This is a genomic window from Rubrivivax sp. A210 (assembly GCF_904426505.1).
Classification (GTDB): Bacteria; Pseudomonadota; Gammaproteobacteria; order Burkholderiales; family Burkholderiaceae_C; genus Rubrivivax.
On sequence record NZ_CAJGBN010000023.1, the window covers coordinates 283,304 to 297,727 of the forward strand.

Consider the following 14,424-nt stretch of genomic DNA (forward strand, 5'->3'; position numbering starts at 1 on the left):
TTAGGCCGGTCGACCCCAACCCGGCTTGACCCAACGCAGAACGCGCCCGGCGACGCCAGAGCGAGAATCGCGCCATGGATGCCCCCGCCACCGAGCCGCTGTCCGAAGGCGCAGCCCGCCGCGCCGCGCGCTTGGCCACGCCACGCATCGCACGCGAGGTCGAGACGATGGCGGCCATGCTGCGCATCTTCTGCGCCGACCACCACGAGAACCATGCCCACGACGACCAGGGCCTGTGCCTCGATTGCGCCGGCCTGCTGCATTACGCACGCAAGCGCCTCGCCGCCTGCCCCTATGGGCCCGAGAAGCCGACCTGCGCCAACTGCCCCGTTCACTGCTATGGCCCGGCGCCGCGCGAGGCGGTGCGCGAGGTGATGCGCCATGCCGGCCCGCGCATGCTGCTGCGCCACCCGCTGCTGGCCCTGGCCCACCTGGCCGACGGCCGGCGCCCGGTGCCGCCCAGGCCGGGCGAGGACTGCCCCGTCAAACCGCGCTGAGCAAGGCCGCAGCGACCGCCCGCGCCGGGAGCAATCAGGATCCGTGCTGACGGCGCCAGCGCAGGGCGGCCCCGCCCAGCAGGCCCGCGAGCATCATGCCCAGGCTGTGGGGCTCGGGCACCGGCGCCGGACCGGCCACCGCGCTCAGGCTGAGGTTGTCGATCAGGATCTGGTCGCGGTCTGCGAAGTACACATGGTTGGGCAGAAAGCCCGGCAATGTCAGGCCCAGCGACAGCGTGTGACTGCCCGTGCTGGCCACGCCGATGGCAAAGGACTTGCTGCCCGAGGGCGCCTTGCCGGTGACGGTCCAGAAGCTCTGCTTGGCCACCTGCACGCCGTCGAGCAGCACTTCGAGCGCCATCGTGCCCTGCATGCCGCGCGAGCTGACCACGTCGGTCCACGACAGCGTGTAATGGCCGGCATCCAGTTGCAGCGTCTGCGACAGATGCGGCTTGGGCGGTGCCAGGCGGTAGTGGTAGTCGACGCCGGCTTGCGTCTCGTAGAAGCCCTGGAAGCGCACCGCGCCGGCCTCCAGCGCCAGGTTGACGAGGGGCTGGCCGACAAAGGCGTCGTCGGCGACGCTGATGGCGTTGATCTGGTTGATCAGGCCGCTCCAGCCGTTGCCGGCCTGGCTGAAATCGCCATTCACCAGGAGGTTGGCCGACTGCGCCTGCGCGCCAAGGGACAAGGCCATCAGCGCCGCGGCCCAGAGCCGGCCTGGACGCGCGAAGGGGGTGGAGTCGTGCATGGGTGGGCAGATAGTTGAGTGAAATGCATTGTCTTGACTAACGGCTGAAGTGAGCCTTAAGTGCCCCCGCGCCAGCCCCCCCGAACAGGTGGCGTGGCCGGCCTCGCGCCCTGCCCCAGGCCGGCCGCCGCGTCAGGCGCGCGCCAGCATCGGCGTGCTACATTGCCGGCCATGCGTCCCACGCCCTTCTTCTTTGCGTATTTTTGGTTCTCGCACCGCTCGGCGGCTGGAGAGGCAAGCGCATAAGACACGCGACGCACCCAGACCAACCGCCGGCAACCCCGGCGGTTTTTTCTTGTCCGCGCGATCCACGACACCCCAGCCACGAGGAACCGTCCCATGAGCCCAAAGTCCACCCAGACCAGCGACGACCGGCTGGCCCTGTCGGAAAAGACCAGCCAGACCGATGACCAGCGCATCCGCGATGTCACGCCGCTGCCGCCGCCCGAGCACCTGATCCGCTTCTTCCCGATTGCCGGCACCGCAGTCGAGACGCTGATCAGCGACACCCGCGCCGCCATCCGCCGCATCATCCATGGCGACGATGACCGCCTGCTCGTCGTCATTGGCCCCTGCTCCATCCACGATACGGCCGCGGCGCTGGAGTACGCGCGCCGCCTCAAGGCCGAGCGCGAGCGCTTCGGCGGCGAGCTGGAAATCGTGATGCGCGTCTACTTCGAGAAGCCGCGCACCACGGTGGGCTGGAAGGGGCTGATCAACGACCCCTATCTCGACGAGAGCTACCGCATCCACGAGGGCCTGCGCATCGCACGCCAGCTGCTGCTGGACATCAACCGCCTGGGCGTGCCGGCGGGCAGCGAGTTCCTGGACGTGATCAGCCCGCAGTACATCGGCGATCTCATCGCCTGGGGCGCCATCGGCGCACGCACGACGGAAAGCCAGGTCCACCGCGAACTCGCCAGCGGCCTGTCGGCGCCGGTGGGTTTCAAGAACGGCACCGACGGCAACATCAAGATCGCCACCGACGCCATCCAGGCCGCGGCGCGGCCGCACCACTTTCTCTCGGTCCACAAGAACGGCCAGGTCGCCATCGTCGAGACCAAGGGCAACAAGGACTGCCATGTCATCCTGCGCGGCGGCAAGGCGCCCAACTACGACGCCGCCAGCGTGGCCGCGGCCTGCAAGGAGGTCGAGGCCGCCAAGCTGCCGTGCAAGCTGATGATCGACGCCAGCCACGCCAACAGCAGCAAGCAGCACCAGCGCCAGGTCGAGGTGATGCGCGACGTGGGCGGGCAGCTCGCCGCCGGCAACCGCTGCATCTTCGGCGTCATGGTCGAGAGCCATCTGCACGACGGCGCGCAGAAGTTCACCCCCGGCAAGGACGACCCGGCCAAGCTGGAATACGGCAAGAGCATCACCGATGCCTGCCTGGCCTGGGACGATTCGGTGGCCGTGCTCGAAGGCCTGGCCGCGGCGGTGAAGGCACGCCGCGCTCGCGGCTGAGGCCGCGCGGCGCGCGGCCCGCTTCAGCGGGCCGCGTTGGCGCAGCTGCCCAGGAACTGCTTGCGCTCGACGCCGCTCAGGCCCTGGTCGGCGGCCTTCTTGAGGCAGGCGCCCATCGTCGCGCCGCGGGCGTGCTGCTGCGCGATCTCGGCCTTGCGCACATTGTGGTCGGTGGCCAGCGGCCGGCTGGCGGCGAGGGCCGGCGTCGCGGTGGTGACGGCGGCCTTCTTGGCCGGGGCCGGCTTGGCGGTGGGCGCCGGCTTGGCGTCGGTGGCGGCCAGCGCCAGCAGGGGCAGGCCGAGGGCCAGGGCGAGCAGGGTCTTCTTGATCACTTGAGGAACTCCGAAAGAGAAGGGGCGACCACACGGCAGCGCGGCCAGGACAGGGTGGGTCAGGGTTGGGCGCGGGCGACGGTCGTTGCCGTCCGCCGGGCCGCGGCAGGTCGAGCGGCCAGCATGGCCTGCACCTCGGCGGCCAGGGCGTTCGGGCTGGCGAAGCCGTCGAGCCGGACCCAGGGCTTGCCGGGTGCCGCGCGCAGGAAGGTCACCGGCAGGTGGTTCATCTTGTCGCCCTGGTAGGCCTTGAACGACTTCTGGATCGCCACCGAATCCGCCTGGCTGCCGGTGAGAAAGGTCCAGGTGCCGGCCTGGCCGAAGCGCTGCGCGTAGGCGGCCAAGCGCTTGGGCGTGTCGTGGTCGGGGTCGATCGAGACCGACACCATGCGCACCGCGTTGCGGTCCCGGCCGAGCAGCTCGCGCGTCTCGCGGAACACCTGCGAGGTGACCGGGCAGATGGCCGTACACGAGGTGTAGATGAAGTTCAGCACCACCGGGCGGCCGTCGTCCAGCAGCTTGGCAAAGTCGAGCCGCTGGCCATCCTGGCTCAGCATGTTCACCGCAGCCGGCTCCAGCGTGGCCTCGCTGCGGCGCACCGCGGTGCTGGCGGCGGCATGGGCGGCGTGGCCCGCATGGGGGTCCTGTGCGGCATGGCCCGCATGCCCGGCATGCGCCGAGTGGTCCATGGCCCAGGCGGCACCGCTCATGCCGCCCGTCAGCAGCAGGGCCGTGACGAGCGCCAGGCGGGCGGGTCGGGAAATCGTCGTCTTCATCTTCATTTCCTTCAGGGAACGATCCAGTCGGTGAGCGCCTCGATCCGGCCCTGCGCCTGCGGCGCAAAGCGGACCAGGTAGGCGCCCTTGGAGGCGAAGCGCTGGCCCTGGGCCAGGCTCATGCGGGGATAGACCGTGGTGCCTTCGCGCTTGACGGCGGCCTGGGCCGGCACACCGGGCATCGGTCGCGGCATCTTCTGCGCCACCGGCGCACTGGCCGCCATGCGCGCCAGCGCACCCTGCGCGCCGCCGGGGCCCTTCTGGTGGCGGGCCACCGTGAGGTCGCGCGCCTCGTCTTCGGCCTTCTGGCCCTCGCGCAGGCTCAGCATGTTCTCGGCGCGCTCGAGCAGGTAGTCGCGATGGACGTTGTCGATCATGTCGGTCATCGTCTCGGCGAAGTAGCTCAGTGCGAAGTACACCTCCGACTGCATCACCTCGTCGCGCAGCTCGATCTTTCGCGTCTTCAGCCACGACTGGAAATAGAACAGCGTGGCGTGGCGCCGCGTCGGCAGCTGGTAGGGATAGAGCAGCTGCAGGCCGTCCTGCCAGGCCGCGGGCACGGCGGCCTCGGGCGCCGATCCGGCCAGCCTTGCCGAGGCGTAGAGCGCCGCCTTGGGCGGCTTCACCGCCTCCAGGGCCGGCCAGTCGGCGGCGGGCCACCAGAGCATCAGGGCGTCGTTGGTGCGCAGGCCCGACAGCGCCCGCGCCAGCGCGGCGGCGTCGCCCGGCTTGACCTCACGCGTCTCGACCGGCGGCGCCTTGGGCAGGGCCGCCAGGGCCAGGCGCAGCTGCTCGGCGCCGGCACGGCCGGCGGCGTCGCCGCGGTGCAGCTGCACCACGCGCGCCGGGCGCGGGCCGCTGCCCAGGTGCTGGGCCAGCACTTCGGCCTCGAGCGCCACGCCGGCAGAGAAGTAGACCGAATAGAAATCATCCGAGGCGGCCGCGGGCGGCGCGTCGACGCTGGGAAACCAGCAGGGCGTCTGCGCACGCTCGCAGAACGCGTGCACCGGGCCCCATTCGCCGGCACCCAGGCCCGAGACCAGCGCGAACACCGGCTGCTCGCGCATGCGCTGGTCGAGCTGGGCGGCCCAGGTCTGCGGCGGGCCGGACAGTTCCCAGACATCCAGCTCCCAGAAGCGGTCGCTGCGGAACAGCATCTCGGCCGCGCTGCTCATGGTGCGCTGGCCCGGGGTGTGGTTGCCGTTCTTCTGCGTGATGGCGGCGCGCAGGGTTTCGAGGAACACCGTCTTGCGGCCGGGGTCGACGTCGGGAGTGATCACGGTGGCCAGGCGCAGCCGGGTTGCGCTCACGCCCTCGGACCACCCGGCGGAGAGGGTGCGCAGGTAGGCGCGCAGCGCCTGCAGCTCGGCCGGCCGCAGCTCGAAGCGCGGCATGATGGGGCTGAGATCGCGGCCGCTGAGGTGGCGACCCTGGGTCACGGCGGCCTCGAAGTCCTCGTCGCTGAAGGCCGCGTGGCGCTGGTTGAAGGACTTGATGTTGCGGTAGTTCATCGAGACCACGGCGCGCGGGTCATCGGTGAAGATGAAGCGGCCGGCCACCGGGGGCACGATGTCGGTGCCCTCGACCGCGCCCAGCCCGCTGCGGCGATGGCAGCTGGCGCAGGCCACCGCGGCGCCGCGGGCCTCGATGCCGCCGAAGCGCAGGCCGACGATGGGCCGCCCGCCCTCGCCCAGGCCGTGGCGGAAGATGCTTCGGCCGAGCGCCAGCTCATCGGCGCCGGCCGTGGCGTGGCGCATGGCCTCGCTGCCGCCCGGGCCGGTGCGCAGCGCACCCGCGCTCGGCTGCGCCTGCAGCCGGCCGGTGGCCAGTGCGGCCGTCAGCATCAGCAGCGTGGCGAACAGGCGCGCAAGGAGGGCGGGCTTCATGGGGCGGGCACCGGTGCGCGGGTTCAGATCGGCTTGATGCCGACCAGCTCGACCTCGAAGACCAGCGTCTCGTTGGGGCCGATGGTGGTGCCGACGCCGCGCTCGCCGTAGGCCAGCGTCGGCGGGATCACGATTTCCCACTTGGCGCCGCTGGGCATCTGCTTGAGCGCCTCGCGCCAGCCCATGATGACCTGGTTGACGCGCAGCAGGGCGGTCTTGCCGTCGTCGGTGCCGTCGAACTCGATGCCGTCGATGTTGGTGCCACGGTACTTGACGATGACCGTTTCGCCCTCGGAGGGCTTGGGGCCCGAGCCCTGCTGCAGCACGCGGTAGGCAACGCCGTTGCTCAGCGCCTGCGTGCCCGGCTTGCCCTTGTAGCCGGCCAGGAAATCGCTGCCGCGCTTGAGGTTGCGCTCGCCCAGGCCCTTCTGGTTGGCGGCCATGTTGCGGCGCAGGTCGGCCTGCAGCGAGCCGAGCACGAGGCGGATCTCGCGCTCGTTCATGGCCAGCTCCTTGCCGGCCAGTGCGTCGCGCATGCCGGCGATCATCTGTTCGATGTCGAAGGCGATGTCGTTCTTGACGAAGTTGCGCACGGCCTGCACGCCGGTGGCGTAGCTGACCTTGTCCTTGTTCTCGGCCAGCGTGGGCGTCAGGGCCTTGGGCGCGGCGGCGGTCTGCGCCTGGGCGGCACCACAGGCCAGCAGCGCGGCGGCCAGGGCCAGCGGCGCGAGCAGCCGGCGGGCGGGGGAATGCTTGGTTTGCATGATCGTTGATCGAAAGGAGGTTGCGGGGGATGGCGGGGGCGGCGCCGGCCCCAAAGGGCTGGCGCCGCCCGGTCTGGCGTCAGCGCGCGGCCACGCGGGTCCTGGCCGCCGGCACCCAGGGGCCGACGACGCCGGCTTGGCTGACGGCACGCACCTGCATGTAGACATTGCGCGCGGCACCGCCCACATCAACCTGCTGGCTCGGCACGACCGGGATGGGGCCGAACAGGGCGCCGGTGGTCGTGTTGCTCCACTGCAGCTGGTAGCTCACGGTGGGGTTGTTGTTGCCGGTGAAGTTCAGGCCCGCAGTGACCAGGCCGCCGACCACGCCGGGTGACGCGGTGATGGCGCTGGGCGCCGCCAGCGGGGTGCTGAGCGCAAGGATCGGTGACGCCGTGCTGGCCGCCACATTGGCCCCGTTCAGCGCCGTGACGCGGAACTGGTAGTTGCTCATGCCCTGCAGGCCGGTCACCGCGTAGCTGGTGGTGGCCACGGTGGACGACAGCACGGTCCAGCTCACGCCGTTGTCGGCCGAGCGTTCGATGCGGTAGCGCGTGGCGCCGCCCACCGGCGCCGCCCAGTTCAGCGTCAGCGTGGTGCCGGAGGTGTTGTTGGTGGCGGTCGGCGCGGCGGTCACCGGATTGACCAGGGTCCAGCCGTTGGCACCGCCGGCGTTGTTGGCCGAGACGGCGCCGGTGCCGATGGCGTTGACGCCGCGCACACGGAAGTAGTAGCGGGTGTTGGGCAGCAGGGCCGCAGCGGTGAGGCTGTTGACCGGCACGCCGGCGACCGTGACCACCGCTGCCGCGAAGGTGGCGCTGGTGGAGTAGTCGACGGTGTAGGTCGCTGCATTGGCCAGCGCAATCCAGCCCAGCGTCAGCGAGTTCGGCGTCGGGTTGGTGAGGGCGAAGCCGTTGGGGGCGACCGGTACGGCCAGCTGGATCGGCTGCGACGACAGCGTCGCCGAGACCACACCCGCGGCGCTGACAGCCCGCACCTCGACGGTGACGAAGCGGGTCAGCGGCACGTTGGCCAGCGTGAGGCTGGTGGCAGCCAGCGGCGCGAAGGCGGTCCAGGTGCCGTTGCCGGCGGTGGAGCCGATGCGGCTGCGCACCTGGTAGCCGGTGGCGCCGGCGACGGCGTTCCACGAGTAGGTGACGTTGCGCTGGGTGGCCAGCGCGGCGGGACCGAAGCTGACGCCGGCGCCGGTGGGCACCGTCATCGGGGTCGTCGCCGTGGCCGAGGCGGCCGAGGCCGTCTCGCTCGCGGCCTGGCCGACCATCACCGTGGAGGTCGCCGACGGCGTTTCGCCGGTGGCATTGACGGCCACCACGCGGTAGTCGATGTTCACGTCACCGTTGCCGGTGGCGGCCACCTGGTACTGGACCTTGCTGCCCGGCAGGGCGGTGGCGTCGAGGTAGCTGGTGCTGCCCACCGGCAGCAGCACGGGGTTGAGCTGCACGAAGGGGCCCACCAGGCCGGCGGCATCGACATCGGCACGCAGGACCTTGAAGCCCAGCGTGGCGACACTGCCCGGCGCGGCGGCAGGCTGCGTCCAGGTCAGCTGCACCGAGGTAAAGGTGATGCCCGAGGTGACCGGCGCATTCGGCGCGGTCGGCGCGGCACCGCCCACCAGCACGGTGGCGGCCAGCGTGTCGTCGACGTAGGCGTCGGCATTGGCCAGCGTGTTGACCGCGGTCGGCACGCCGACGATGCGGTGCAGATCGGTGGTGATGTCCTCGAACAGGCCGGTGCCGGCGACGCCGCGCTGGACGCGGAAGCCGACCTCGGAGTCCACCGCCGACGCGCTGGGCGGCGTGGCATCGGTCCAGGTCACGTTGACCTGGCTGCCCGACAGCGTGGCGCTCACCGCCTGGGCGGCTTGCGGCAGGGTCTCACGGCCGTTGAACACCAGCGGACGCATGAAGTCGTTCTCTTCGTGGCCCAGGATGTGGCAGTGCCACACGTATTCCCAGCCGTAGTTCATCATCTCGTTGACGACGGTCTTGGGCGCGCCGGTGGTGGCGTCGATCTGCGTGAAGCCGAACGGCGAGCCCAGCGGCTGCGCCGGGTCCATGGCACGCACGCTCATCGGCACGCCGAAGCCGGGCAGCTTGGGTGTGCGCGGGCGCACCGCGACGATGATGTCCTCCAGCGGGTTCATCTTCACCGTCTCCTTCCAGCCCAGTTCGTTGGGCAGGGGGGGCATCACGATGCCGGCCCAGTCGACGCGGTTGACGACCTGCACGTTCAGCAGGTGGAAGTGCACCGGGTGGGTGTCGACGCCGTTGTGGGTGATCTTCCACAGCTGCGTTTCGTTGGCGCTGAAGACCTCGGTCGGCGCGTCCACGTAGCCCAGCGGGATCGTGGTCTGCGTCATCGCGCTGGTGAAGGGCATCTCGACGCCGAGCGTGGCGTTCAGGCGGCCGTAGGTGGCGTCGAACAGTTCCTGGATCGCCTTGGGCTTGACCAGGATGCTGCCCTGGGCCTGGGCGCCGCCGGCCATGTCGGACTCGGCGGTGGCGGTCAGGCCGGCCGGGGGCGCGGCGACCGTGATGCTGGGAACGGTGGTGTAGCCGGCGCCCGGATCGTCCAGGGTGATGTCGAAGACCTTGCCGAAGGCCACGGCCGCAGCGCCGGTGCCGCCGCCGCCGATGAAGTTGATGTTGAGCGGGTCGACCGGCGCGTTCGGGTCGAGGTTGCGGAATCCGCCGCCGCCCGCGGAGGCGGGGTTCATCGGATCGGCAGGCTTGAGGACGACCTCGGTCACGCGCGAGGTGGCGGTGGCGCGGGCGCCGGTGCCACCGCTGACCGGGATGAACGACACCGTGGGCGTGCCGACATAGCCGGTGCCACGGTCGGTGATGGTGACCGAGACCACCTTGCCGGCGTTGACGCCGGCGCCGAGCACCGCCGTGCCGGTGGCGCGGCGGCCACCCGCCGGGGGCGGGGTGAACAGCGCCGTGGGCGCCGCCAGGTAGCCGGCGCCGCCCGCGGTCACGGTGACGGCATCGACGCCCATCAGGGCCTCGGCTGTGGCACCGTTGCCGCCGCCGCCGACGATGGTGATGGTGGGCGCAATGACGTAGCCGCTGCCGCCCGCGGTGAGTTCCAGGCGCTCGAGCTTGAGCGTGGCATTGGCGGTGGCGTTGCGGCCGCCGGCCGGTGCCGCCTGCACGGTGACGGCGGGTGCCGTCACGTAGCCGCTGCCGGCGTCGAGGACACGCACGCTGTTCAGGTAGCTGTTGGCCGTGCCCGGGGTGAACTTGAACACCGGCTCCTTGAGCGAACCGGTCTCGATGCGGGCATAGGTCTGCGCGTCGGGGATCAGCGCCCAGGCCGGGTCGAAGGCGGCATAGGCCGGCTGCGCCACGATGGGACGCTCCTGCGTGGCCAGGTAGGCCTGGGTCAGGCGCGTGTCCAGGGCGGCAGGGTTGAAGGCGTCGGCCGCGGTCGGCACGCTGCCGTCGGCGCGCGCCGCCTTGACCTTGATCTGCATCATCGTGCGGATGTTCGGGCCGTAACCGGGCTTGGTGTCTTCGGCACCGCCGGCGCCGGATTGGTCGCCCACGCCGGTGAAGGTGTCGTTGCGCGGGTCGCCAGCGGGAATCGGGGCGCTGGAGTCGTTGTAGACGATCAGCGTCTGGCCCGCGTACTGCGAGAAGTCGACCACCACGTCGGCGCGTTCGGCCGGTGCCAGGAACAGCGAGGGCGTGTCGACGTTGAAGACGTTGATGCGGCCCTTGTCCTGGATGTAGGTGATGGGGTTGGGCTCGATGGTCTGCACACGCGGCAGCCAGCCGCCTTCACTGGCGATCTGGTGCAGCGCGGGGCCGACCGCGTTGGGGTCGGGCATGCCGCCCAGACGGGCGTCGGTGGGCCACAGCTCGGGCTGGCAGAAGATCTGCTTGCCCTGGGCGTTGAGCAGCGGCGTGCCATCGGCGTTGAACACCGGCGAGGGACGCACCTGGCCCACGGCGCAGGCCTGGCCCGGCAGCGGCAGGGACGCCGGCACCATGTCGACTTCAGTGAAGTTGCCGTCGTTGCCGGTGAGCACCGTGCCGTCAGACAGACGCGGGTTGTCGACGGCGCGCATCAGGTTGAAGGTCAGCATGCGGTCGTTGGTGGCATTCAGCAGACGCAGGCGATAGGTGGTCGGCTCGACCTCCATCGTCGGGTAGGCCACGCCGTTGACGATGGGGGTGTCCATCCAGGCTTCGGGCGTGGTGGTCACGTCGCCGTAGCGGCCGCTGGGCAGCGGGTACAGGGCCGGGAACACCGGCCAGAAGTAGGGGCCGTAGTGCCAGCGGCCGACGGCATTGGTGTTGTTGATCTGGGCCGGGTCCTGCACCGTCTCGTAGACGTGCGGCATCCACGAGTCGCCCGGCTTGCCCCAGTGCTCGGTGCTCCAGAAGGCGTCCTGCAGCGCGATGTCGTCGGGCACGAAGGTGCGGTCCTGCAGCACCAGCGGCAGCGTGCGCTCGGCCGGCGGCAGCGTGCCGTCGGCCACCATGGCCTGCTCTTCGCTGTCGGTGAGCAGGTAGCCCGAGGCGATGCCGGCGTAGACGTTCAGGCGCGTCGCACCGAAGGCGTGGTCGTGGTACCACAGCATGCGCGCCGACTGGCCGTTGGGGAAGAACAGCGTCCAGGCGCCGGTGCCGGGGTCGTTCATGTCGGGCACGTTCTGCGCGCTCACGCCACGCAGGAACTCGGGCAGCAGCGACGGGTCGCGCAGCGGATCGGTCGCGAATTCCTGCGCCAGGCTGCCGCTCGGCGAGGCCACGTTGGCTTCCTCGGCCGGCGTGATCCACTGGTGCGGCGTGCCATCGCTGATCCAGGGCGTGTCGCCGCCGTGGAGGTGGATGTTGACGCGGTTCTGGGTGTACTCGGTGACGCCATCGGGGCCGAAGCCGGCGCCCATGAGGGACTTGTCGGTGGGCAGGAAGAGGTCGCCGTTGCGCGACTTGACGCTGCCGTCGGCGTTGTACTGCACCCGGCCGGCGGGCAGCAGGTTGAGGAACTTGATGCGCGTCGGCACGTCCTTGGTGGCGGCGATGACCGGGCCCAGGAAGCGCGGATCGTCGACGGCCAGGGCCTGCACCTGGGTGCCGTTGAGCTTGCCGTTGGCATCGGTGCCGGCGATCATGATCGGGCGGCCGTCAGGGTAGGTCAGCGGCACCGACTTGCTGCCGGGCAGCGCGCCGCGGCCGTTGCTGGCCAGGTGGTCGATCTGGATGTAGCCGCGCAGCGTGGTGGGCTTGGCCAGGTCGGTGTGGAAGCGGTCGCTGTACTCGACGACGGCGATCTCGTAGTAGTCGTGGCCGGTCAGGTTGCCCTTGGGATCGATCCACTTGCTGGACACCGCCACCGGGATGTACTTCGAGGTCACGCCGTCGGCCATCAGCTTGGCATTGGCGGCGCCGGGCAGCGGCAGCGGGTCGATGAACTTGCGCAGCGCGCGGCCGGTGTTGATGCCGGCGCCAGTCGGGTCGGCGGTCAGGCCTAGCGCGAAGCCTTCGGGCACCGGGTTCACGCGCAGGCCGGAAGGGCTGTACGAGAAGTAGGTCGGCAGGCGGAAGTTGGATCCGTCGGGCCGCATGGCGTCAACGTAGCCGGCGCCGGCATGCACGCTGGCCGCACTGGCAAGCAGAGCCGCGAGTGCGAGCACGGCCTGGGCGGTGGGGTGGGGCTTGAACTTGTTAGGCCTGCTCACGGGGTAACCTCTTGGCTTGGGAATGTGGTGGGAATGGGCGGTGGTGCTGGCGCCGCCGCGCCGTGCCGGCAGCGGCAACCCGATCCAATTACCCGGCGCGAAACTTAATAAACCTTAAGTGGCTTAATTTGGATTAAGTTTCGGCGCCCGGTAAATGCACCTGATTGCATTTCGTAACCAGCGTCTGGTCGCGAGTATCAGGAATATTCCAGTGGCTGTGAACGGCCACCCCACCCCTCAATCGCAGTGGGGTTCGATCCCCATTCGAGAGGGCCTGTCCCCGGCCACCCAAGTGCGCCCAAGGCGCCCACCCATGCACTTGCGGCAAACCTCGACGGGGCCAGCAAAATGCATGCAACTCATTGTCAGAAAAGAATAAATTCTGGCTCTGCGCCGGCCAGACCGGGCCGGAAGCGGGCACGCGGCAGCGCTGGCGACGGCGCTGGCCCCGCCGCCTCAGGGGACTTGTCCCCAGCCTATGGGTATTCATCTGCCGGCAAACCGGCCTGGGGTATGGCTAAGATTAAATACTATTAATTGCGAGAATGCGCGGCCTGCCAAGTGCTGCACGCGGCGGCGCCGCTCAGGCGCGCGGGGCGCTGCTGCCGGGGCGCGCCACCAGGCCCAGTTGCAAGGCGGTGAGCTGCAATTCCACGGCATTGCGCAGGCCGAGTTTGCGCATCAGGGTGGCGCGGTATTTCTCCACCGTCTTGGCGCTGAGCTGCATCTGGTCGCCGGCGCTGCGGTTGGTGTGGCCGGCACCGATGAGGCGGAAGACGTAGAGCTCGCGCTCGGTGAGCTGGGCGATGGGATCGTCGGCCCGCGCGGCCACGGCGGGCCGGCGGTAGTCCGACAGCGCCATGCTGCGGCTGACCTCAGCGTCGAGGTAGACCCGGCCCTCCAGCACGCTGCCCAGCGCGGCCAGCAGTTCGGCCTCGGAGGCGCCCAGGCGCAGGTAGCCGTCGCAGCCGGCACGCAGCGCCTCGCGCGCCGGCCCGGCTTCGTCGCGCGGGCTCGCCAGCACCACCTTCTGCTCCGGCCGCGCCTGCTTCACCTCGCGCAACGCCGCCAGGCCGCCCTCACCGGGCAGGTCGAGGTCGAACCAGGCGATGTCGGGCTGCAGCTGCAGCGTGCGCGAGACGGCCTCGCGGGTGCTGGCCGCCTCGCCGACGACCTGCATCTCGTGGTCGTCCTGGAGGGTGGCGCGCAGGCCGCGTCGGATGAGCCAGTTGGCATCGGCAAGCAGCAGGCGGAGAGTCATCGGGTAGGCCGTGGGGCAGGTGGGAGAGGGGATGCGGGCGCGCCCGCAGAGGAGGCCGAGCCGGCGCCCGGCACCGGGCCGAGCTGGGCTAGAAAGCGCCAATCGGCATAGCGGCTTGCGCCTTCAAAGCCGGGCAGACCGAGTTCGGGGCCGGCCTGGCGAAAGGGCGTGCCGGGCGCCTCGCTGTAGACGCCCACCAGCCCCTCGCCCTGGCGCACCAGGCCCCAGGGCCGGCCGGGCTCCAGCGGGTCGGCCCAGGCCTTGCGCAGATGGCGGCGTGGCACCGGAAAGCGCGTGTCATTGAGCAGGTCGTCGACGCGCCGCGGCAGGTTGCGCCGGCCGCCCGGCGACTGCAGCCAGTAGGACTCGATGGCGCGCCGGTACTGGTCGCCGACGAAGAGCAGTTCTTCCTCGGCCTCGCGCTGGCGTGTGTCGGCCAGGCGCTGGCCGGCCTGCGCCGCCAGCAGCGCGGCCAGCGCCAACGCCACCAGCACACCCATCAGCACCATGCCGCGCTCGCGCTCACCCTGGCCTCGGCGCCGGCTCATGGCGCGCTCGCTGCCGGGTCGGCCGGGCTTGCCGGATCTGCGGCAGGTGCCAGGGCGTCGGGCAGCGCCGGGGGCGCCACGCCCACTGCGGTCACGTCGTAGACCTGGCCCTTGCGCCCGCGGGGCGGTGCCACTGTGCGCCAGTCGGCGGCCATCGTGTAGGGGTTGACCGGCAGGGCGCGCAGGTAGCGGCGCTCGACCAGGTCTTCCAGCCGGTCGGGGTAGGCGCCGCGGTCGCCGTAGTGGCGGTCGATGGCCTCGCGCAGCTGCGCCAGGTTGTGCGCCAGCACCTGCTCGCGCCCGCGCTCCAGCGAGTCCAGGTAGCGCGGCACCGCGATGGACAGCAGCAGGCCCAGCACGGCCAGCACCACCACCAGCTCGATCATCGTGAAGCCGCGCGCACGGCGCCGGCGCTTGCAGGACGTGGTCATGATG

General features: G+C 70.7%; 11 protein-coding genes. 2 read left to right on the forward strand and 9 right to left on the reverse strand.

From position 1 onward, the window contains the following. Positions 1–74: 74 nt before the first annotated feature. Positions 75–497: a nitrous oxide-stimulated promoter family protein gene (locus tag JMV16_RS14895; RefSeq protein ID WP_201495070.1), complete on the forward strand. Its 423-nt coding sequence runs from the start codon at positions 75–77 to the stop codon at positions 495–497. A 34-nt stretch (positions 498–531) separates the two neighbouring features. Here JMV16_RS14895 and JMV16_RS14900 read toward each other — a convergent pair whose 3' ends face one another. Continuing rightward, complete coding sequence (locus tag JMV16_RS14900) at positions 532–1,245, reverse strand: PEP-CTERM sorting domain-containing protein (RefSeq protein WP_201495071.1); 714 nt, start codon at positions 1,243–1,245, stop codon at positions 532–534. A gap of 339 nt (positions 1,246–1,584) precedes the next feature. Here JMV16_RS14900 and JMV16_RS14905 point away from each other — a divergent pair, with 339 nt between their 5' ends. Continuing rightward, a complete protein-coding gene (locus JMV16_RS14905) occupies positions 1,585–2,709 on the forward strand; it encodes a 3-deoxy-7-phosphoheptulonate synthase (RefSeq protein ID WP_201495072.1) in 1,125 nt (374 codons plus the stop codon). 23 nt (positions 2,710–2,732) lie between these two features. Here the strand turns inward: JMV16_RS14905 and JMV16_RS14910 are convergent, their stop codons facing one another. The 8 genes from JMV16_RS14910 to JMV16_RS14945 form a co-directional block, all read right to left on the reverse strand. Continuing rightward, positions 2,733–3,041: a PsiF family protein gene (locus JMV16_RS14910; RefSeq protein ID WP_201495073.1), complete on the reverse strand. Its 309-nt coding sequence runs from the start codon at positions 3,039–3,041 to the stop codon at positions 2,733–2,735. A gap of 59 nt (positions 3,042–3,100) precedes the next feature. Beyond that, positions 3,101–3,817: an SCO family protein gene (locus JMV16_RS14915; RefSeq protein ID WP_236580526.1), complete on the reverse strand. Its 717-nt coding sequence runs from the start codon at positions 3,815–3,817 to the stop codon at positions 3,101–3,103. Positions 3,818–3,828: 11 nt separating this feature from the next. Then, positions 3,829–5,703 (reverse strand): c-type cytochrome, encoded by a 1,875-nt coding sequence (locus tag JMV16_RS14920; protein ID WP_201495074.1) that lies wholly within the window; start codon positions 5,701–5,703, stop codon positions 3,829–3,831. Between the two features lie 23 nt (positions 5,704–5,726). Further along, positions 5,727–6,467, reverse strand: a complete 741-nt coding sequence (locus tag JMV16_RS14925) for an FKBP-type peptidyl-prolyl cis-trans isomerase (RefSeq protein WP_201495075.1) — start codon at positions 6,465–6,467, stop codon at positions 5,727–5,729. Positions 6,468–6,546: 79 nt separating this feature from the next. After that, on the reverse strand, positions 6,547–12,180 hold the full coding sequence (locus tag JMV16_RS14930; protein ID WP_201495076.1) for a fibronectin type III domain-containing protein: 5,634 nt from the start codon (positions 12,178–12,180) through the stop codon (positions 6,547–6,549). A 583-nt stretch (positions 12,181–12,763) separates the two neighbouring features. Next, positions 12,764–13,441, reverse strand: coding sequence for a response regulator (locus tag JMV16_RS14935; protein WP_201495077.1), 678 nt, complete (start codon positions 13,439–13,441; stop codon positions 12,764–12,766). Then, entirely contained in the window at positions 13,438–13,989 is a 552-nt protein-coding gene (locus tag JMV16_RS14940; protein WP_201495078.1) for a type II secretion system protein, read from the reverse strand. The genes JMV16_RS14935 and JMV16_RS14940 overlap by 4 nt, the downstream gene beginning before the upstream one ends. Then, positions 13,986–14,420, reverse strand: a complete 435-nt coding sequence (locus JMV16_RS14945; protein WP_201495079.1) for a type II secretion system protein — start codon at positions 14,418–14,420, stop codon at positions 13,986–13,988. Before JMV16_RS14945 ends, JMV16_RS14940 begins: the two co-directional genes overlap by 4 nt. Positions 14,421–14,424 lie beyond the last annotated feature (4 nt).